Below are 20,288 nucleotides of genomic sequence, written 5' to 3' on the forward strand. Positions count from 1 at the left end.
AGGAGAGGTCGAAATGTCTGAATCCGATCACGATTTAATGCTAGTGGTCCCTCCGGTCTTATATCCGGGAATTCCGACTTTGGGACCAAGTCTTTTAGCCCCAGCATGTCGTGAACTTGGCGTCTCTGCCCGTGTCCACTACGCAAATCTAACATTTGCGGCCCTCGCAGGCTTTGAAGTATGCTCCAGGCTTGCTTCAGCAAAGAACCTAATCGGGGAGGCACTGTTCCTCCACGAGGCTTTTCCGGCCCACGGTTCGGACAAGTATGAGCTGATGCGTGAACTATTCAATGATTCCGAAGCGGATGCGAAGTTGAGGCAATCAGTGTCACTTCAACCCATCAGCGAAGACGAGCTACCTCTTTGCTTCGGCGCAGCCAAGGAGACCGTAAAAAGAACTGCTGAATACCTAGTTTCACAAAGTCCAAAAATCGTTGGGTTCTCGACGATGGTACAACAGACACTTGCCAGCCTTGCCATCGCGCGCAAACTCAAAGAGATTGATCCTAGTATCCTTGTTGTGATGGGGGGTGCCAACGCTGCAGAGCCAATAGCTTCTGCAATTCTTGCCCAGGCAAGTTGGATCGACTTAGTATTCTCTGGCGAAGTAGACAAAGAGTTTCCAGAGTTCTGCGCAAAGTATTTGCAGTCAGGATGCAAGCCTGAACGAGGAGTAGTAACTGGTAGGGGCGTGCCAATCTTGGATGCGGTTCCTTCACCAGATTACGATGACTATTTTCGAGAGCTAACGCCGCTGAAACAGAATGACCCAACCGCCGACAAGGCCCCCCATTTCCTAATTTTCGAGTCTTCAAGAGGATGCTGGTGGGGTGACAAGTTAAACTGTACATTTTGTGGATACAACTTTCCTGGAACAAATTATCGCGCAAAATCACCTGAAAGAGTTATCTCAGAAATTCAAAGTCTGGTCGACAAATACGGAGTCGAAAGATTCTACGCGAGTGACAATATCATGGCCCCGAAGCTTCCAAGTATGGTGCTCGGAAAACTTGCAGAACGTGGCGTCAATGTTGCATTGAGCTATGAAGTAAAGACCCCCATTCCACAGCAAGACTTAGACAACTTCGTGCTAGCTGGCATCTTCGAGATACAGCCAGGCATCGAGTCTTTTTCGACACACATATTAAAACTTATGAAAAAGGGAGTGACCGGGTTGGACAATCTACGGGTCATTCGCGATAGCCACTCTAGGGGCTTGAAAACTGTATGGAATATACTCACAGGAATACCCGGAGAAACAAAAAAAGATTATGAAGAACTGCTTAGGTTAATTCCGCTGATTTCCCATCTTCCACCGCCTACACGTTGGGGGCCGATACGGATTTCAAGATACAGCCCTTACCATAATGAGCCTGAGAACTACGGCATAGATGGTCTTCGGCCTTGGAAAGGGTACTACCGTTTGTTTGGCGAATATGCAGACGATATGGCCATGCATTTTTTCGGAAATTACTCAACAGAATTCTTTGACTCGCCTCAACTCATCTTTCAATTGGACGAAGCGATCAATAAATGGAAATCTGAATGGAAATCAAAAATACCACCCATCCTTCATATACGTCACATGAAGAACGGAGGAGCCGTGATCAAGGATACGCGCGATATTGGAAATCCGAAGGAATTCGAAATAAGTGAAAAATCAACGAGCATAATTAATGCCTTGAGTTTCCCCAAAAAACAGAGATCAATCGACTTTGAAAATATTTCTGCAATTGAAGACCTAGTAGAAAAGCGGTTGGTGGCGTTTCATGAAAGTCGCTATCTTTCTTTAATTGTTGAACCCGAAATTGGCGCAGAACTTCGAGAAAAACGCTTCCAGAAATTAGTTACGTCAAAAGTAACGGCGGCTCTCTCTGATCCGGTGAACGGTGTATCTGAACTTGGTGCGGGACATGAAAGTCTTCGTACAGTGTGATGACCACTTAAGCGCGAACAAATCTTTGGGGGAGCCCGCAATCATTATTCAATCTGAGAAAATTCCTACACGCTTCGAAGCTCTTAAGGAGCAGTTGTTGCCTCTTGCCGAAATTTGTGGCCTACGAAACCCTGAGCAGAATGTGTTGCCTGTAGTTCGCGACATCACAAGAACTTGGGGCGATGGCTCCTTAGCAGAGATCCCCCGCTGGTCCGGTTTGGGAGCGGATGCAAGCGCATGCGATTTTTCGATTGCCATACGGAGAACCAGTACAAAATTGAGGGTCACAGTCGAGTGTCAAGGGGACCCGCCTAAGCCATCTTCCTATCACAGAGCATCAATGGAATTGGCGCGTCATGTCGCAAGGAAGTACGAAGCGGATCTGACCAAACTCAATCTCGCGGCGAAATCACTTAAGGATCTGGACGAAGCATCGCCTGGCGTGATGTGGTTTGGAGCAGAGTTTGGAAATGACGGAGCGGTATGGTTTAAAGCTTACATCCATCTTTGGGCGAATGGTTATGCCTTTTCCGCGGCGACAGCCGAGAGTATTATGCAGGATTTCCAGCTTGAGGAGCAGTGGCACCTCATAAGAAATCGACTCTCTAACAACGATCAGTTGCTCTTTATTAGCATTGATTTGCGTGGAGACGCCAAGGCCAGAGTAAAACTCTATGTTCGCCACAGGACAACTAGCGCTGAAGATGTTGTTACAAATTCGCGAAGGCTGTTCGCTTCTACCGATCACGAAAAAATTGGCACGTTTGCAAGAACAATTCTTGGGTCTGAGAAACTACCTATCGTTACCAGCAATATATCTGCGCTTGAAATCTCTCATGAACAACTGCAGCCGGCGAACTTAGCTTGTCATCTTAGGCTTTACCCGACCGCGGGGTTTGAGGACAGTGAGATCCAGCACAGGATAACCGAAGTATTGGAACTTTTTTCTCTTCCAGTATCTAGCTATCTTTCCGCTTTGGAAGCTTTAGAGGCTCAAGCAGATAGAAACACAAACGGACTGCATGGGTGGATCTCATTGGACTTAGGAGCAAGTAGTTCAAGAGTGAACGTTTACTTTTGCCCTAGGTTTTTCCTTCATTCGCTCGGACCAATTTCTCTAGATCCCACCAGAATGTGGCCAAGACCGACCTTTCCAGATGTCAGAGAGAGCTGATAGGAAAAACTCGTATGAAAGCTGCCCTAGTATTCCCCCCTGCAACCGATCCGCGCGCGCCCCATCTGGCACTACCTTCGCTTGCTGGCGCTTTGCGCAACGCAAACATCTCGACGGATTTGTACGACCTAGATCTCGAAAGTTTACTGTGGTTGATGGAAAAAGACACGATATCCCAAAACCTCAAGTTGCTCCAAAAAAAGAAAAGCCTTGGCACGGTTGCAAACCTGAAAAGTGCAGATAGGTTACTCAATCACGGCTCTGAATTAATCGGGATGAGTACATGGGCGTTAGGAGTTCTTCGATCTAAGGATTTCTATGATCCACACAAGTTTCATGCCGCTAGAGAAGTTATTTTCGATTGCACTGATCTAGCGAGCATGGCTTCTCCCTACGAAATCAAGTACAGCATACATCCCATCACCTACGGCATTGGGCAGTATGATGAGAGGAAACTCTCGGATCTCATCAGTGTGGCCTCTATCCCGTCAGCAAATATCTTCGAAGATTATTGGCAGCGAGACTTTGTTCCGCGTCTAGACGCCACCAACCCGGACATTGTTGGCATAACGATTACGAACAGGCAGCAGATATTCCCTGGACTTACACTCGCAAAACGTCTTCGGCAACGCGGGCATTTTGTGGTAGTCGGCGGTACAGTGTTTAGTAAGTTCTCAGAAGAACTTCAAAAGATGCCCTCTTTCTTTGACAACTTTTGTAATGCAGTCATCGTTTATGAGGGGGAAACGGCAATCGTTGAGCTCGCAAACCAACTGGATGGCAAACACGACTTTTCCAAGGTCCCCAATTGCCTCTATTCAAAAGATGGCTCAATTCAGTTTACAAAACCCCATGTTGAAAACGTAAACGACTTACCGACTCCCGATTTCGAGGGATTGCCCCTCAAAAAATATCTTGCCCCATCTTTGGTTCTCCCAATACTTGTTGGGAAGGGGTGTTACTTCAATCGCTGCAAATTCTGTGATATTCCGTTCGTCAATCATATCTCAAAAAAGCCCTACCGCATCAGGAGTACAGAACTCATTAAGCAAGACATCTTGTCGCTTAATGAGCGACACAAGTGTCGTCACTTTGAAATAACTGACGAGGCTTTAGCACCGAAGTTGTTGAGCTCTCTTAGTGATGCATTGGAGCCTTACAGTGAGCGAGATTTTAGATTTACGGGATATGCGCGACTCGAGCCTGGCTTCACGAAGCAAATTTGTTCAAAACTATTCCGAATGGGATTTAGAAAACTGTTTTTTGGACTGGAGTCCGGTGACCAAGAAACTTTGGACCATATGGACAAAGGGATTCAACTCTCGAACGTTAGAAGTGTTCTAGAAGCATGCAGTCAAGCAGGAATAAATTTTCATGTATTCTCAATAATTGGATTTCCTGAAGAAAGAGAGAAGAGCGCGCGGAATACATTCAGTTTTTTTTATGAAAACTCTGATTTGATTTCAAAGGCAGGAAATAGCTTTGATATTCATCCGTTTGGACTTGAACTTCGAACCGCGTACTTCGATCGAAGACGCGAGCTTGGTATTGAAATCGATGAATCGGCTCTAAACAACGATTTCAATATTGGCTTGGAGCGATCTGAGTGGACCAATACTCGGGGCCTTGAGCAAAGTGAGGTCGCAAAGCTGATCAGAGAGTTTTACGAAGCTCTCATGAAGACGTATGGCGATTTCAATAATGCTCCAATCCCGCTCTGGCCTCCACTAGAAGAGCATTCCATTCTTTATAGCGAGTTTTACCCCGAAGCACCCTTTGAGTGGCGAACGCTTCTTCCAAGCGGAAATGACAGCAAATTCACTTTGGAATGGAATCCGGCAGCCTATCACAGAAAAAATGGCGACCAAACAATCGTCAACTCTCGATGGGGATCGGTAGAGCTTGAGGAACACTTCTACTTGGGCTTGGTTTCCTCAAGACCTGTGAACCTTTCTGGGTTAGCCGAACGAATTTCATTGTTAAGCGGTGATGGTTTATTGATGCCGGACACGGTCCGTGAATTCATAGACGGGCTTTTGCGCGCGCGAATCTTGCAGCTGCGGTTAAGCTCTTAACTCGAGTCAATCTGGTAGTTACACGATACTTGGCTTCAGTTTAAGCCCAGGCCTTAGACAGCATCTGAAAATGACACGAATGAATCTCGTCGCACGGAGATTAGATGGAGTGTTCTCAGCACATTGTCGTTGAGTAGTTTGGCTCTTTCGATACTAAAGTTTGTTGCCCTCCGCGAATCGTGAGATACTGTCGTTATTGAGATGTTGGAGGAATTGAAATGGCTGAAAAAGGTGACCAAGAATTCGGATTGATCATTACCGATGATGAGGGCCGCCACTATTACTTGAGGCCCGAGGTTTTAGAGCGCACTCGAATGGCGGATGAAGACGTAAAGAAACTAAGGGCTGGTCTAGACGAAATTGCCCCATCCGCTCTCCGCGCCGTTGGTGGCGTAATGAAGTGCCCGAGGATCGATAAGTCGGTAATCGATGACGACCTCGCCGCCGGAACGGTAATGTGTCCCTGGTAGGCTAGTCGAAATCGCCTCCTAAGCGGGCGGGTCTAGCTTCGCAAATGGACATAGTTTTCCTGGGTCCGTCTCTGGACCATCGTGCGGCTCGTGGCGTAGCAAACGCGGCTTATTTGCCTCCGTTGCAAGCCGGGCAGCTCACTAAGATCAGATCGCTGAACCTAGCATCTTTAAGGTCGATTACAATTATCGATATCGATAGTGACGTTGGTTCACTTGACAAGATTCGAAGTGAGGCAGGCGCGCTGGCAGCATCTGGTACGAAAGTATATGCTGGCGGTGCGGCAGGAAATGTTGTGCTCCATGACTTCTACGACAGTTGCCTAGGCTTGCTGGGGAATAGAGTTGATTTTGATAAGTTAGGACTTCTTCCCAGCTTAGAAGCCGTAATGCACACGCATGGATCCGAGGAGGCAGACTACTCTCGGCTAACTGAATCAGTTTACGACATCTGTTCTATTTGCGAACGCGCATACGAAGCAGGACATCTATCGCGTTCTTCGTTCACACGAATTCGCGAATTCACCCTGCAAACCCACCGTTTGGATCGCGACATCTCCCAAATATTGAGCAACGCGCTCCCGGAAAACACTCGAGAATTTCACAAAGCACTAGCATTTGTGCTGGCTGAAGATTGCCCGAGCTCTAGGCTAGCTGAAAGCGCTTTAGTGGAACACTCGCGTCTTTACGATGCGAGAAAACAACTTACCAAGAATGATACTGCGTTGCTTCAAGCATCCCGAAACCAAGTTCGCGAGCGAATAGAAACATCCAAATTCGCTGGCTCAGAAAGTTGGTTTTGCCGTGAGCCGACTGCAGTAAGCGAAAAAAAAGCCCTACTGAGGCTCCTTTCTCGAGCTGAGGTCGCAAGGAGCTCACAAAAGATTGGAAATCAAGCTGTGCGTGAAGTCTCTCGTCGAATCAGAAAACAATTCGATTTATTGGAGGGTGAACATTTCGAGCGATGGCTGCGCGAGCGACAGGTGACTGTCGCAGACTTCGTACAGGCGATGTACGACTTTGCCGCGCTTGAACATCTAGAAAAACTACTCAGGTCTGATGTCTCCAAAGCCCTTCCGATGCAAAGAGCTTTGAGCTCACTTAGAGATTGGACGGAACAAAATTCCAACATGGGATTAGGTGAAAGCAAGAATTGAGGGAGTATTGTTCGCTCATGCCCAAAATCACAACCGTGCAGTTCAATATCCAACTGAACCGCGGTCAATTCACCGCTTCGCAAAGCGCGCGATTACTGTTCTCTCGTCTTGCGCCAGAACTAAAAAGACTCCGTTTCTGTGGTAGCGTCTCTGACGTTTTTTTCCAACGGAAGCCGCCGGATATTCGCCTGAGAATAACTGGGGCAGAGGAGGTAATATTAAAGCAGATTGTAGACGTATTGGATTTCGCCGAATCAGAAAATCAAATTGCTTCCTTCGCAAAGGCTATCTACGAGCCAGAGCACATAAAGCTTGGTGGACCGCACATCATGCCGGATGTACACAAGCACTGGAGCGATGATACTGACGCTTGGATGCAATTGGTCCTTGGGCGACCGTATGTTCCGCGGAAGAGTGTTTTCGCCGAAGTGTCCATAGCAATGCTGAACGATCTATTTTTCCGAACGCTTCAAGATCCAGGCGAGGTTTGCGACGTCTGGCATAACGTATCTTTTCTATCAGGCATGAGGGTCAACGTAACAAATGCTAGCCTTCAAGCTAAGTGCCGCAAACCAAGTCTGGGAAGACTACGCGCCACGGCTTTAGAAGACGTACTGAACATTTACGAGATAGCAAATCGAACCTATTCTTTGGCACTGCTGGCCGCATTTAATGAAGGTAAACTAAATGTAGGCCTGAGAGCACTTCTTGCACACCATGCTATATTTCACTTCAATCGATTTGGTTTTGGGGCACGATGGGTTCGATCTTTGTCCACTTGTATGGAGAAAGCATGGGACCCGCACGCAGGGCTGCGCGGCGTTGCCAGTCGAACGGACCGTCACCTGAGGAGATGAAGGAGAGTGAATTGGAAAGAACTCCAACAACCTCCTCCGTCGATTCTTGTATCGGCCCAATAGTATCGAGAATTTCTGAATTCCCGATTGACACCATCCAGCCCTTTCTTACCGAAGATTATGCAACGGAAACTGATCGTTGGATTGAAGAGAAGGATCTACTACAAGCTGACAGCCAATCTATATGCGAAGCGATCTACAAATTAGTACCTGACGTCGAATGTAAGCGGTTAAGATCCTCACTTTTGGATGTTAAACGTCAGTTAACTCGTGAGCTTACTCCTTTGTCGGAAGAAACACTCTGCGAAAGTGGAGTGCTAGGCATCAACGACATTCTTCGGACAAAGCTAATATCCATACAAAACCGTCGCGAAGAGTTTCAGGTCAAGACTACCCGCCTGCGTGATGAGTACGAACAGAGAAGAATTTCAGCCACTAGAATTCTCCACAAGACAGCCTGCGATCCAAAGTTTCTTACAAGTCTGTGTACTTCGAGCCCTTCAATTTATCACGATACGATTAAAACATCTTCACGAAGTTTTTTGAACGAACGACTAAATCGCAAACTAGCTCTCTACCTTCTCAGAGCTGTTGGGCGACCTACCCCAAATGGGCTTTGGTCAGCAGTGTCAATAGCCACTATCCTTGACAATCACAGAGCTCATCTTTCCGTTAGCAAAGGACAGGAAAGAGTGTTGGCTGCACCAAACCTTAAACCATTTTTCGAATTGTTTACATACGTTTCCTCTACCCCGCCCTGGGCGAAACTCTTTCACTATAAGTTCCAATTTGGGGGCAGCACATTAACCAAGTATCCGCTTTACAGAGAGCTCAAGCGGCAGAGTCTGAAAGAGTTGAACGATCATTTTGAATGCAGCAATCTAGAAGGCGTTCTAGAGAAATTCGGCAATAACCAATTGGTCAAGTATGCAGACTTATTAGAAGCTTTCAGTGCAGTTTCCGTGAAAAGTGAGGAATTGGTACGCGTTCTAATATCCAAGAACATCTTCGATCCAGTACCGGGAATCCCAAAGCATTACACCGACGCTTGGGATGCCCTTCAGGTGTTAGTGAGCCATCTACCTGGTTCAGAGAAAACAACTTGGCAGAAATGCATAGTGAAGATGCAACGGTACTGTAGAGATGTTTCACAATACGCGCTTCAAAGTGATCACCATGCGGTCTCAAGTGCACTTAAGCAGATTAAGCTGTCTGTTGATGAGCTCTATGCCGAGTATGAAAAGAAGATGGTCTGGTCTAACGAGCGATTAGTGTTTGTAGACAAAAAGTCTTCACTGGAGGTGGGCATAAGACGAGATGTGTTTGATGATCTAGAGCGACACATCAGAATGACCTGGGACTTCGACAAATTCGGGATCGGAGAGATGGCCGCTCATGCAGAATCCGAAGCCATGATGTCTCAATTTAAGTCGCGGTCCGAAAATATCGGAAAGTCCGACAACAGTACACTGAGGTCATTGAAAGGCGAAAGATTTCCAACTCCGCTTCGGGGAAATAGCTGGGATAGTGAGGTAATAGCATTCTCAAAACGCGTTGGACTTTCTTCGGATAGACTAAAAAAATTTTTTCGCGGTCTCAACGATACGATTTCTCAGTTTCGAAAGCTTGCCGAGGTTTCAGTTCCTTCCAATAGTGGAAGCTACCGCCACGACTTGCCTCCTGGCTCTGCGTTGGTGCGAATTGGTGTTGCGGGGGACAGTTACAGTTTCAGGTTTGGACCTTTTTCTCACGAACCCGCAGCATTCTACTCGCGATTTTCGCCAGTTTTGAGTGCAGACACCGCTGATGATTTCATCTTTTGGCTAAGAGCCAGTTTGGAGAGTTTAGAGACGGAGAACAGAGATCTAAAATTTCTTGATCTGCCGGTATCCGCAAGTGGAAACCCAAACGCGCTTTGCCGCCCAGTGTACTCACAGCACTCTTGGGCCGATGTGAGTTCCTCTTTGCAGAATGGTAAATTAACGATCGGGATCGGATTGAACAATCGCCCCGTAATCTCCTCCGGAAAAACAAAGATCATCGTCAGTCCCCGTAGTGCGGTTTCTCCTACTGCGCTGCGAGCTGAAGAAAGGTTTTTCTGCGATTTGAACGCTCTTCTGGGGCGTCCCTCACTCGCCTATCCCATGCCGAACCTTTCCTCAGAGCTTTATGAAACAGGTAAGTTGCCAAGGATCTCGTTAGATGCGGCAGTAGTTTCTGCAGCCCGAAGCAGTCTAACAACTTCCGAAGTAGCGACACTAGGCAACAAAAATGGATGGGACAGGTACGTAGCGTGGCGGCGATTAGTGAAAAAATACCGTTTGCCTCAATATGTTTGTGTCGGCCAGCCCGTGCGAGCAACTGAAATATTACTACCCACTAGCAGTATCATTTTTGTAGAGCTCGTTCTCTCCGAGGTACTCAGGTCTCCTGGTTTTGTTCAGCTTCAGGAAGCTTTTCCATGCAACGAGCATAACGCGGTAAAGGATAGCTTGGGCCAACGCTACATTTCGGAATTTGCTGTCGCGTGGTCCGGAGATCAGGAGTTCTGGCGGAATTTTAGTAACTTTGAAACTGAACAATTGTCGACTTAGGCTCATATGCCTTTCCAGTACGCAGATGTCGCGCCGAAGGTTGGCAAACGCAATGCTGATCAGTTCCGCCTCGCCGGTTCTCCTGCTTTTAGAACAGCATTGAGTATCTCGATCAACTTAAGAACGACGGCGGTGAAGACATACATTCTGGGGTTGGCCAAAGCGACCGGTGGCACATGTAGGCCGTTCGGTGCTTTACCGGTGATGTGACGCATCTCTTTTGAACACTCACGCTCAAAACCAGCATCGGACCAGAACGGTGTTGGCTTCTGGGGTGTCGGAAAAGCGCACCAAAGCATGCCCTTTGCCCGCGCCCAACCATGCCCGTTCAATCACACCAATCTTGGAGTCCAGAACGGGCATGTGGTCTTTCAAAAGGGGAGCGGCGCCCGAATTCAGGCGGGTCAAATCCACCTCATTAGTGCCGTGCCCCAAAACTTCCCAAAATCCCTCGCCCGTGTCTAGGTTATGCGCAGGTATGGGGTTTCGGAAGAGAACGAGATTTTCAATCTGCGTTCGTCTTTCCCATTTGGTTGGATTTCTATGTCAAAAGATGAACGTTTCAGCGTCTTATCCTCAACTCTGTAGAGCATAAAAAATACTCCACTTTTTTGATTGTTGCGCCGATTTGAGCGAGCGTTCGGTCCGAAACTGAGAATTTTTGGTGCGGTACTCTTCCCGCGCCCGAGAACTAGTCAAGGTTACGTGCAGCCACCACAAACGTCTCTGGTTGCGCGTCTGCATGACCGACCCAGACTTCGGGCCGGATGCAAGCCGACTGAACTTGATGCCAACTACCAATCGCGGAAAACAACAACCACAACCCAAAGTGCTCGCCACCAGAAAATAAAAAAATTCACGAGGCACATGCGCTCGAATTACCCATGAAAGATCACTCGCCAAAGAACCTATGCGGGCTTGGGCTTGGGCTGGTGAGCGTGGTGGTGGAGGTGAGTGCGTCTCAATGTTTTTAGTTTTTTTAGTATATATAAATTTTCTCACGCATAATAGGGCTATCACCACCCTCACCACCTCCACCCCATCCTTTATTTTCAAATAGTTAGAAGGGTAAATAGTGGTGAGTTTGTGGTGACTGTGGTGACTTTTAGACGCCGATGAGGTGTTTTTAGCCTCATTCCTTCTCTGCCGGACTACGGCAGAGGCCGCATTAGTCTCCCGCTCTTGGGTAATCGGGGTGATTTTTTTGCACCCCACACCACCCGGGGCGCGGGACAGCAAGCGCAAGAATGGAGGAGCCGATAGCCCCCGGCGATGAGGTGAATGAACAGAGCTTGATAGCGGACAGCCGCCATGAAAGGCATATCGGCGCTTTCTATAGAGACCCCCGCCCAATGACTGCCCGCTGCGCCTAATTGAGGCTGGCCAGCGACTGGCCATATGCTGATTGCCAATCATGCGAATTTGTCTCGAAGCACCGCAGCTTGGCGGCTCGACAAAACCAATGAAACCCTTTTACGCACTGCTGCTAAACCATTGATCTTTCATGGGCAGGAAGAGGCGTATTTTACAGATTTATTTAGTAAAAACAGCATTCTAGTATGGATTGCAAATCCGTGTACACCGGTTCGATTCCGGTACTCGCCTCCAATTCACTCTAGATAATTGACTTAGGGCGATTACGTTGTCCGCCTTGTGCGCATTTTCCTGGAAAACGACAACACGCTACGCCAGTCCTACCTGTGTCAGCTGCGACGTCACTTCACCCAAATTATCCAGCTCCTGTACTACGCAGTTCTGGACGGTGTTGGCCGCAAGGCGAAGGCTCTAGCCACAAACTATGTCGCTGTGTTTCAGAATCTGGATAAAAGGCATCCGAAGCCATGAGAAACGACAGGCGGCATACCTCAACTTCCATCGCCTAGATATGTCCAGCGATAGTGGGGCGGCGTAGGGCCTTTGTTGCGTCCGCCTTGCTGGGTCTGCTCCCAGGCATGGGCCAGAATGCCGACCGACCGCGAAAGGCAAAATAAGCCTCGTGCCAATGGCGGGGCAAAGCCTAGCTCTGCATAGATCACTGCCGTGACACCATCGATATTCATCGGCACCGGCTTGCCTTTCCGGCGCATCAGGTCGGTTTCCACGGCTTGCCCGACTTTCATGAACCGACCCTCGCAGGCGTCCTGTTCGACCGCATCAGCGACCAGGGCCATCAGCCGGGGTGCGCGCGGGTCCGTCGGTGTATGGAACCGATGCCCGAAACCCGGCAGTATCTTCCCGCGTTCGGCGATCCAGTCGTCTAATGCCTGTTCTGGGCCTTCGGCATGGGCGTCTACAAAGTGATAAAGCTCCATCGCCTGCTCGCCGGCACCACCATGGATGTCACCCAGCATGTTAACAGCACTCGCCATCGCGTTGTTTAGAGACAGCCCGCAGGTCACCGCCATTCGTGCAGCCGCGATCGAGGGGGCTTGCGGGCCGTGATCCACGGCGGCGACCAAAGCGGCCTCGAACAATCGAGCCTGCGCAGGTGTCGGTCTGTCACCCCGCACCATCAACCAGATCATTTCAGCGAAACCCAGATTGCCGATCAGGTCTTGAATCGGCTGGCCACGCAGTTCAATGCGTCCGGGCTCCATATCGATGATGGCGGTGCGCCACCAATCGGCAACATCGCTCATATCACCCTCTCATGTCGCAACGTTTCGATCTCTGCGTCCGACAGTCCAAGCTCGGCCCAAATCGAGAGGTTGTCGGCCCCAAGATCCGGTGGTGCGGATCGTGGCATGCGGCGTGCGCCATCAATGACCACTGGGCTGCCCGCAAGGCGTAAACTCTCTCCGTGCGCCGACAGAGTTCCAATCAGCCCGCGACCTGAGAGTTGATCGTCGGACAAAGCCTGCGGCACCGTCATAACCGGCCCGGCCGGTACACCCAACGCATTCAACTCTTGGACCCAATCACTGGATGGACGGGTAGAAAGCGTGCGTTCCAGTTCTTGGCGCAATTCATGCCGGTTGGTCTTGCGATCCTCGCGGGTTAGGTAGTCCGGATGCGTCAAAAGGTCGGCGCGGCCCAGATGTTGGGCGAGCGCATGCCATTGTTCGTCGCGATTGGCGGCGATATTAATAGGGTTGTCGGATGTGGCAAAAGTTCCGGACGGGGCCGACGTTGTGTTTTCGTTCCCATGCGGCGCAGGAGTCACACCACCGACCAGATAGTTGGACACCACCCACCCCATGGTCGAAACCACCGTCTCGTTCATTGCGACATCAAGGAATGCCCCGCGCGGGTTGGCATTCAAGGCCGCGCTTACGGCAAAGGCCGCCGTCATCCCGCCGACGGTATCTGCCAGAGGATAGCCGACCCGGTAAGGCGCGGTATCCGACGCACCTGTGATTGACATGACACCGCTGATCCCCTGCACGATCTGGTCATAGGCCGGGTCGTCTCGGCGTGGTCCATCCTGACCAAACCCGCTGATGGCACAATAAATCAGTCTGGGGTTCTCGGCGCGCAGAACCTGATACCCCAGCCCAAGCCGGTCCATCACGCCGGGCCGGAAGTTCTCGACCAGCACATCGGCAGTCTTGACCAGCCGCTTGAGCAGAGCCTTTCCCCGATCAGCCTTCATATCCAAAGTCACGGATTTCTTATCTGCATTCTGCGCCAGAAAGCTGATGCCCATGCCGGCCTTGTTCCGATCAGGATCCGCCCCCAGCACACGGGCCAGATCTCCGCTGTCGGGGCGTTCGACCTTGATCACTTCGGCCCCCATCAGGGCCAGTTGGTAGCAACAATACGGCCCGGCCAGGACATTAGTCAGGTCAAGAACCCGGATGCCTGAAAGTGGCTCAGTCGCCATCGGCCACGCCTGCCGCTCGCGCCTTGGCGCGACGTGCGCGGTAACTGGGCAACAGCACCAGAAGGAGGGCAATCACCAACAGGCCCAGCGTCATCGGACGTTCCCAGATAAAGGCGATGCCGTCATACAGCTGCATGGAACGGGCGAAGTTATCCTCCATCATGCCGCCAAGGATGAAACCGATCAGCAGCGGTGCCAGAGGGTAATCGGCAAATTTCAGTGCTGTGGCGCAGACGCCGAAGCCGACCAATATCAGCAGTTCCGTGGCATTGTTCTGCCCGATATAGGCCCCCATGAGGGTGAAGAACAAAATGAACGGGATCAGATAGTTGCGCGGTACTGCAAGCACCTTGGCGATATAGGGGATCAACGGCAGGTTCAGGATCAGCAGCACCAGATTGCCAATGAACATCGACATAATGACAGCCCAGAATACCTGTGGCTCGTCGATCATCAGGCGCGGACCCGGTGTCACATTCAGCGCGATCAGGGCGCCCAACAAAATGGCCGTAGTTCCGGAACCTGGAATGCCGAGCGTCAGCAACGGAACAAAGGAACCGGTACAGGCAGCATTGTTAGCTGTCTCGGGTGCTGCCAGACCTTTGATCGAGCCTTTGCCGAACTCCTCCTGCTCTTCTTTCGGGGCAATATTGCGTTCAACCGCATAGCCAAGGAAACTGGCAATCGTTGCCCCTGCCCCCGGAAGCACACCGATAAAGAAACCCTGCACAGATTGGCGACCAACCACCGGAGCGATGGCCTTTGCCTCGGATCCTGTGATGCGCAGGTCCTTGATTTCGCCTTCGTCGCCTTGCAGGTCCTTGGGTTTGAGAACCAGAAACAGCGCTTCGGGCAGGGCAAACATCGCCATTGCAAGCGTGATGAAACCAAAGCCGGACTGCAGATCCATGATCCCCATCGTGAAACGCGGCAAGTTGAACAGCGCGCCCTCGCCGACGGTGGCCATGATCAGCCCGAGAATGGTCATGACAATTGCCTTGGCCACCTGTCCGGTTCCCGCAAAAGCGGCGATGGCGGACAGACCCACTACCATCAAGGCAAAGTACTCAGCCGAGTGGAACAGCAGTGCGACCGAGGATAATGCAGGCGCAAAGACCATCAGTAGCAGCGCACCTATCGTACCCCCGGCGAAACTGGCGATAGCGGCAACTGTGAGCGCCTTCCCGGCTTTGCCCTGGCGAGCCATCGGATAGCCGTCGAAGCTTGAGGCCACGGTTCCCGCGACCCCCGGCGCGTTCAGAAGAATGGAAGATGTCGAGCCACCAAAGATCGCGCCGTAATAGACACCGGCAAGCAGGATCAATGCGGCGGAGGGATCGCCCATCGAAATGGCGACCGGAATCATTATGGCGATGATCGACATCGGCCCAAGACCGGGAAGCATGCCGATGAATGTACCAATCAGACAGCCCGCTATGACCATCAACAAGTTTTGGATGGAGAATGCCGTTTGTAGGCCGATCAACAATCCTTCAAGCATGTCAGCCTCCGAAAACGCCCGGCAAGGGTCGCATGTAGATGCCAAGAACCTCTTGCACGAGGTACCAGACTGAACCTGTAGCGATTATGGCAACCGGCAGCATGACGTGCCATTTGCGTTCGCCCAGAATGAAAGAACCGAGGATCAGGAACCCGGATGTCGAGATCAGAAATCCAACCGGACGCAGGCACAGCGCATAGGCAACCATCAAAGCCAGCAACAGCAGCGCCTGGCCCAAGTGATATTCGCCCAGCCTCCGATAATCGATATCAGCCTCTTTGGGCTCAGCCTTTTCAAATCCCAGCAGAATAATCGTTGTGGCAATTATCCCCAAAATCGACAGCACCTTGGGAAAGGTGCTCGGCCAAATGGGGTTGCGCTGCATGAAGGGGGGCAGACTGCCATCCATCGTGAACCAGGCGGTGTAGCCATATGTCAGGCATATGCCCAGCAAAACGAGCGCGATCCAGCGATCCAGCGCCATGTTTCCCCCTCCTTTGATTTATTGTTGGTTGAGGCAGAGCGGTTGCCCGCTCTGCCCGAGGTATCCTTACAGGAAACCCAACTTTTTCATCAGATCGCCGATCTGCTTTTCCTGCTGTTCCAGGAACGATTGGAAATCAGCACCCGAGTTGTGGATGTTCACCCAACCGTTACGGGCGCGGACCTCTTCCCATTCAGGTGTGTCATACATCTTGGCGATGGCTTCTTGATAAGCGACCAGCTTGTCCTCTGGCAGACCAGGAGCAGCAAAGAACCCACGCCAGTTCACGAAAGTTGTGTCGATGCCCTGCTCTTTCATGGTCTGCGCATCAGGGGCTGCATCCACGCGCTCTTCTGCGGTGACGCCAATGATCTTCACCTCACCCGCATTCGCCAGATCGACAGCCTCCGAGAAACCGGTCGACAGCGCGGCAATCTCACCGGACAGAAGCGCGGCCATCGCTTTGCCACCTGCATCATAGGGGATGTACTTCACGCCCAAAGCGTCCTTGCCTGCCGCTTCCATAACCATCGCCGCGACCAGATGGTCCATCCCACCCGGCACAGAACCACCGCCGATGGCCGTTGTACTTGGATCGGCGTCATACGCGGCTAGCAGGTCCGCCATTGAATTGATGGGGCTGTCTTTGCCCACAACAATCGCCGCGTAATCACCGATCGTGCCCGAGACCAGTGTCAGGTCGCGGAAATTGTGCGGGAACACTCCGGTCAGAGAGCGGATCACGATCGGGGTCGAGTTGACCATGAGCGTGCCGTGGTTGCTGTCGGCGTTTTCGATCAGATATCCGATGGCTTTACCACCGCCGCCGCCCGACATGTTTTCGTAGGATGCAGTTCCCACGAGACCCGCATTCGTCAGCGCCTCACCTGTGCCACGGGCAGTGCCGTCCCAGCCGCCCCCTGCGCCACCGGGGATCAGAAAGTGGATGCTATCTACGACCTCTTCAGCGAAAGTCGGTCCAGCCAGACCAATAGCGGTCACAGCCGCGATCAGGGCGCGACGGCCCAGTTTGATTGTCGTCATGAATTCCTCCCGTTTGACAACCGGCCGCAGTGCGGCTCAGATTATTCGAAACCTAAACACATCAACCTGACATCAACCTGTCATGGGTGAAATTACTATTGGATCCCGATGAAATTCCTCTTGGTCGAAGACAATCTGGACCTCGCCAATGCCATAAGCTCGCGCATGCGGCTGGACGGGCATGTGGTTGATCACGCAGAGAAAATAGAAGATGCTGTGGCCTTTGTTGAAATCGATGAGTATGACCTGATCCTGCTGGACATCATGCTTCCCGACGGGGATGGGCGGGATTTCCTCAAACGGCATCGCGCCAGCCATCTGGACACACCTGTCATCGTTCTGACCGCCCGCAGTCAAGTGTCGGATCGAATCGGCTCACTCGATCTTGGGGCGGACGATTATGTCACCAAACCCTTCGACCATGCCGAACTTGAGGCGCGCTGCCGCGCAGTGCTGAGACGCAAATCCGGCAAGACCAAAACGACGATTGAAATTGGCGGCGTCGTCTTTGATCCGGTTGCAGGTCATTTGACGGTGGGCGACGATATCGTCTCGCTTCGCAACCGCGAACTGCGCTTGTTGGAACTGCTGATCAACGCCCCGGGTCAGGTGTTTTCTAAGCAGAAGCTGGCGGACCGGTTGTTCTCCTACGACGACAGTGTTTCGGACAATGCCATCGAGGTCTATGTCGGCCGGCTGCGCAAGCATCTGGAAAAATCGGAGCTCAGGATCACAACGTTGCGCGGTTTGGGATACAGGCTGGATCATGGCAACTAATCCAAACGTTTCCGGATCACTCCGAAACCGTCTTGCGCTAACGCTAATCGGCGGTGCCGCGATTCTGGCCCTCGTGCTGTTCTTTGCTGTCCGCGACTATGCAGTTCAGGTTGCCCAGCAAGGTCAGGACAACATTCTGGGTGCCTCAGTCACCTCGATCCTCGATGCCGCGGCGCTGCGTGGAGGCGAGCTTGAAGTCGATATCCCCTATGCCGCCTTTTCAATGCTGAGCACGCCGTCGGACGACCGAGTGTTTTATGCGATCTTTCAGGATGGCGAGTTCCTGTCCGGCTACGAAGACCTGACCCCAACTCAAGGACCCGCTGATGGAAAATGGACCTTTCGCTTCGGTGAGGTGCGTGGTGAAAACGTTCGTCAGGTCAGTGCCAGCCGCACACTGGTCGGGCTGGGAAATCAGACAGAAATCGAAGTGGCCTTGGGACAGACCCAAGATGCGCTGTCGGAGACGCTGGATCAAATCTCACGCAATGCCGGCCTTTTGGGATTGGGGTTCTTTGTACTTGCGGCTCTATTGTCTTTCTGGGTGAGTTCGGCCACCATTGGTCAGCTCGACAGATTAACGACATCCGTCACCCGTCGGGGACCGCAAGATCTCAGCCCATTCAAAAAACCAGTACCGCGTGAAATGGCGCCTTTGGTGTCATCGCTGAATTCGCTTATGGGACGCCTGGACCAGTCTCTCAGCCAATCCGAGGACTTTATCGCCGAGGCCGCTCATAGGGTCCGCACCCCGCTGGCAACGGTCAGGTCTTATGCCGAGGCGACGCTGCAACGGGTCGAGAGAGAAGACAACCGCGAGGCGTTACGATCAATGATGCGCGCCATCGACGAAAGCTCTCGGGCTGCGGGGCAACTACTGGATCACGCCATGATCACATTCCGCGCCGACCATCTGGAGCGCGAGGATATCGATCTGGTGACTCTGATCCGAGAGCTTGTCCAGCGCTTGACGCCCATCGCTGAAATGAAAGACCTTTCGCTTGCTTTGAGCGGCGATCCGCAGGTCATGTATTCGGGCGACCCCATCCTCATCCAAAATGCGGTGCGGAACATGGTAGACAATGCGCTTAAATATGCGCCAGCGGACAGTACCGTAGTCATCGATGTCGCAGGGTCACCCACAGCCCGGATCACGGTCAGTGACCAGGGGCCAGGCTTTCCGCCAGATGAAATCGAAACGCTCACAAGACGTTTCGAACGTGGTCAGAACGCGGCGGGAACCATCGGATCGGGCCTCGGGCTAACCATTGCCCAGGACGTCGCGGTCGCCCATGGCGGCACGCTGGTACTGTCAAACAAAGCGGAGGGCGGCGCATGCGTTATCTTGTCACTCTGATCCTGTGCCTGTTCGCCAGCGGCGCAGGGGCTCAGGATTGGGAAGACCGACAAATATTCAACGAAAGTGCCGACGGCCCCCGACTGCGGGTCATTTCCAGCACCGATACCGCCCTGTTTGCGCCGCTGATCGAGGATTTCGTCGCCCAGAATCCAGCGATATCGGTCGAATATCTGGTGACAGGCACGGCAGATATCGATCGACGCGTCCGAGCCACGCCAGAAGCGTTCGACGTGGTCGTTTCCAGCGCGATGGACCTGCAACTGAAGCTCGCGAATGACGGATATGCGCTGGCGCTTAACGATCTTCCGCACCCCCCTTGGGCGCAATGGCATCAAAGTCTGTTCGCCTTCACTTCGGAACCCGCAACCATCGTTGTCAATCGCACCGCGTTCGAAGGACAACCAATACCGCAAACACGGCAGGAACTGATCGAAGCGCTGCGCGCCCGCCCGGATGATTTTCGGGGCAAAGTCGGCACTTATGACGTGCGCCAGTCGGGATTGGGCTATTTGTTCGCCACGCAGGACGCCCGCGCCTCGGAAACCTATTGGCGCTTGATGGAGGTTTTGGGCGGCCTGGATGTGCGGCTGTATTGTTGTTCGGGCGACATGATTAACGACCTGGCGGATGGTACAATCGCGGTGGCCTACAACGTGCTTGGCAGTTATGCGGCGGTACGAACAGAAGGAAAGGATGCCCTTCAGATCATTCTGCCTTCCGATTTTCAGACGACGATGATGCGAACCGCCATGGTAACTGGCAAAAGCCGCTTGCCGGAGGAAGCGGAAACCTTTGTCCGGCACCTGACCACGCTGAATCCGGAATCAATGGCAGCACTGCCACTTCTGGACACGCAGGACTCCACGACCGAAAGCGCAGCGATAGCGCTGGACCCTGCGTTGTTGACGTTCCTCGATACGCTGAAGCGCAGAAAGTTCCTGTCTGCCTGGGAAAGTGCCGCTATTCAAAGATGATCGGACTTAGACAACAACCCTATCCGTCATCGCTGAACTTGTTGCTAAACACTGTTGACGCT

15 protein-coding genes are annotated in these 20,288 nt (G+C 51.8%); 9 read left to right on the forward strand and 6 right to left on the reverse strand.

The genetic code is table 11. From position 1 onward, the window contains the following. The first annotated feature begins 13 nt into the window (after window positions 1–13). From ACR0AH_RS09745 to ACR0AH_RS09770, 6 genes are all read left to right on the forward strand, one after another. Entirely contained in the window at window positions 14–1,936 is a 1,923-nt protein-coding gene (locus tag ACR0AH_RS09745; protein WP_480591716.1) for a RiPP maturation radical SAM C-methyltransferase, read from the forward strand. Beyond that, window positions 1,914–3,110, forward strand: coding sequence for a tryptophan dimethylallyltransferase family protein (locus tag ACR0AH_RS09750; protein ID WP_480591719.1), 1,197 nt, complete (start codon window positions 1,914–1,916; stop codon window positions 3,108–3,110). The genes ACR0AH_RS09745 and ACR0AH_RS09750 overlap by 23 nt, the downstream gene beginning before the upstream one ends. 14 nt (window positions 3,111–3,124) lie before the next feature. Next, a complete protein-coding gene (locus tag ACR0AH_RS09755; protein ID WP_480591722.1) occupies window positions 3,125–5,185 on the forward strand; it encodes a B12-binding domain-containing radical SAM protein in 2,061 nt (686 codons plus the stop codon). 514 nt (window positions 5,186–5,699) lie between these two features. Next, a complete protein-coding gene (locus ACR0AH_RS09760) occupies window positions 5,700–6,812 on the forward strand; it encodes a hypothetical protein (protein ID WP_480591724.1) in 1,113 nt (370 codons plus the stop codon). A gap of 17 nt (window positions 6,813–6,829) precedes the next feature. Then, on the forward strand, window positions 6,830–7,669 hold the full coding sequence (locus ACR0AH_RS09765) for a thiopeptide-type bacteriocin biosynthesis protein (protein ID WP_480591727.1): 840 nt from the start codon (window positions 6,830–6,832) through the stop codon (window positions 7,667–7,669). Continuing rightward, window positions 7,666–10,263, forward strand: a complete 2,598-nt coding sequence (locus ACR0AH_RS09770; protein WP_480591729.1) for a lantibiotic dehydratase — start codon at window positions 7,666–7,668, stop codon at window positions 10,261–10,263. The genes ACR0AH_RS09765 and ACR0AH_RS09770 overlap by 4 nt, the downstream gene beginning before the upstream one ends. Before the next feature lie 234 nt (window positions 10,264–10,497). Here the strand turns inward: ACR0AH_RS09770 and ACR0AH_RS09775 are convergent, their stop codons facing one another. From ACR0AH_RS09775 to ACR0AH_RS09800, 6 genes are all read right to left on the reverse strand, one after another. After that, window positions 10,498–10,671 carry a hypothetical protein gene (locus ACR0AH_RS09775; RefSeq protein ID WP_480591731.1) on the reverse strand — a complete coding sequence of 58 codons (174 nt, stop codon included), beginning with the start codon at window positions 10,669–10,671 and terminating at the stop codon, window positions 10,498–10,500. Window positions 10,672–12,128: 1,457 nt separating this feature from the next. Then, window positions 12,129–12,902, reverse strand: a complete 774-nt coding sequence (locus tag ACR0AH_RS09780; RefSeq protein ID WP_170609333.1) for a citryl-CoA lyase — start codon at window positions 12,900–12,902, stop codon at window positions 12,129–12,131. Further along, entirely contained in the window at window positions 12,899–14,086 is a 1,188-nt protein-coding gene (locus ACR0AH_RS09785) for a CaiB/BaiF CoA transferase family protein (RefSeq protein ID WP_480591734.1), read from the reverse strand. The genes ACR0AH_RS09780 and ACR0AH_RS09785 overlap by 4 nt, the downstream gene beginning before the upstream one ends. Further along, entirely contained in the window at window positions 14,076–15,587 is a 1,512-nt protein-coding gene (locus ACR0AH_RS09790; protein ID WP_170391820.1) for a tripartite tricarboxylate transporter permease, read from the reverse strand. Before ACR0AH_RS09790 ends, ACR0AH_RS09785 begins: the two co-directional genes overlap by 11 nt. A 1-nt stretch (window position 15,588) precedes the next feature. Then, a complete protein-coding gene (locus tag ACR0AH_RS09795) occupies window positions 15,589–16,071 on the reverse strand; it encodes a tripartite tricarboxylate transporter TctB family protein (RefSeq protein ID WP_170391822.1) in 483 nt (160 codons plus the stop codon). A 66-nt stretch (window positions 16,072–16,137) separates the two neighbouring features. After that, window positions 16,138–17,115 carry a tripartite tricarboxylate transporter substrate-binding protein gene (locus ACR0AH_RS09800; protein WP_170391824.1) on the reverse strand — a complete coding sequence of 326 codons (978 nt, stop codon included), beginning with the start codon at window positions 17,113–17,115 and terminating at the stop codon, window positions 16,138–16,140. 108 nt (window positions 17,116–17,223) lie between these two features. On the opposite strand from ACR0AH_RS09800, the gene ACR0AH_RS09805 reads away from it, so the two are divergent. From ACR0AH_RS09805 to ACR0AH_RS09815, 3 genes are read left to right on the forward strand one after another with little or no spacing between them, the layout of a single operon-like run. After that, window positions 17,224–17,892 (forward strand): response regulator transcription factor, encoded by a 669-nt coding sequence (locus ACR0AH_RS09805; protein ID WP_170609335.1) that lies wholly within the window; start codon window positions 17,224–17,226, stop codon window positions 17,890–17,892. Then, the gene (locus tag ACR0AH_RS09810) at window positions 17,882–19,249 is read left to right on the forward strand and encodes a sensor histidine kinase (protein WP_170625347.1); all 1,368 of its coding nucleotides are present in this window, start codon (window positions 17,882–17,884) and stop codon (window positions 19,247–19,249) included. The genes ACR0AH_RS09805 and ACR0AH_RS09810 overlap by 11 nt, the downstream gene beginning before the upstream one ends. Further along, window positions 19,228–20,226, forward strand: a complete 999-nt coding sequence (locus ACR0AH_RS09815) for an ABC transporter substrate-binding protein (RefSeq protein WP_170464927.1) — start codon at window positions 19,228–19,230, stop codon at window positions 20,224–20,226. The genes ACR0AH_RS09810 and ACR0AH_RS09815 overlap by 22 nt, the downstream gene beginning before the upstream one ends. Window positions 20,227–20,288: the final 62 nt, after the last annotated feature.

It is taken from the genome of Ruegeria sp. AM5, from assembly GCF_056540645.1.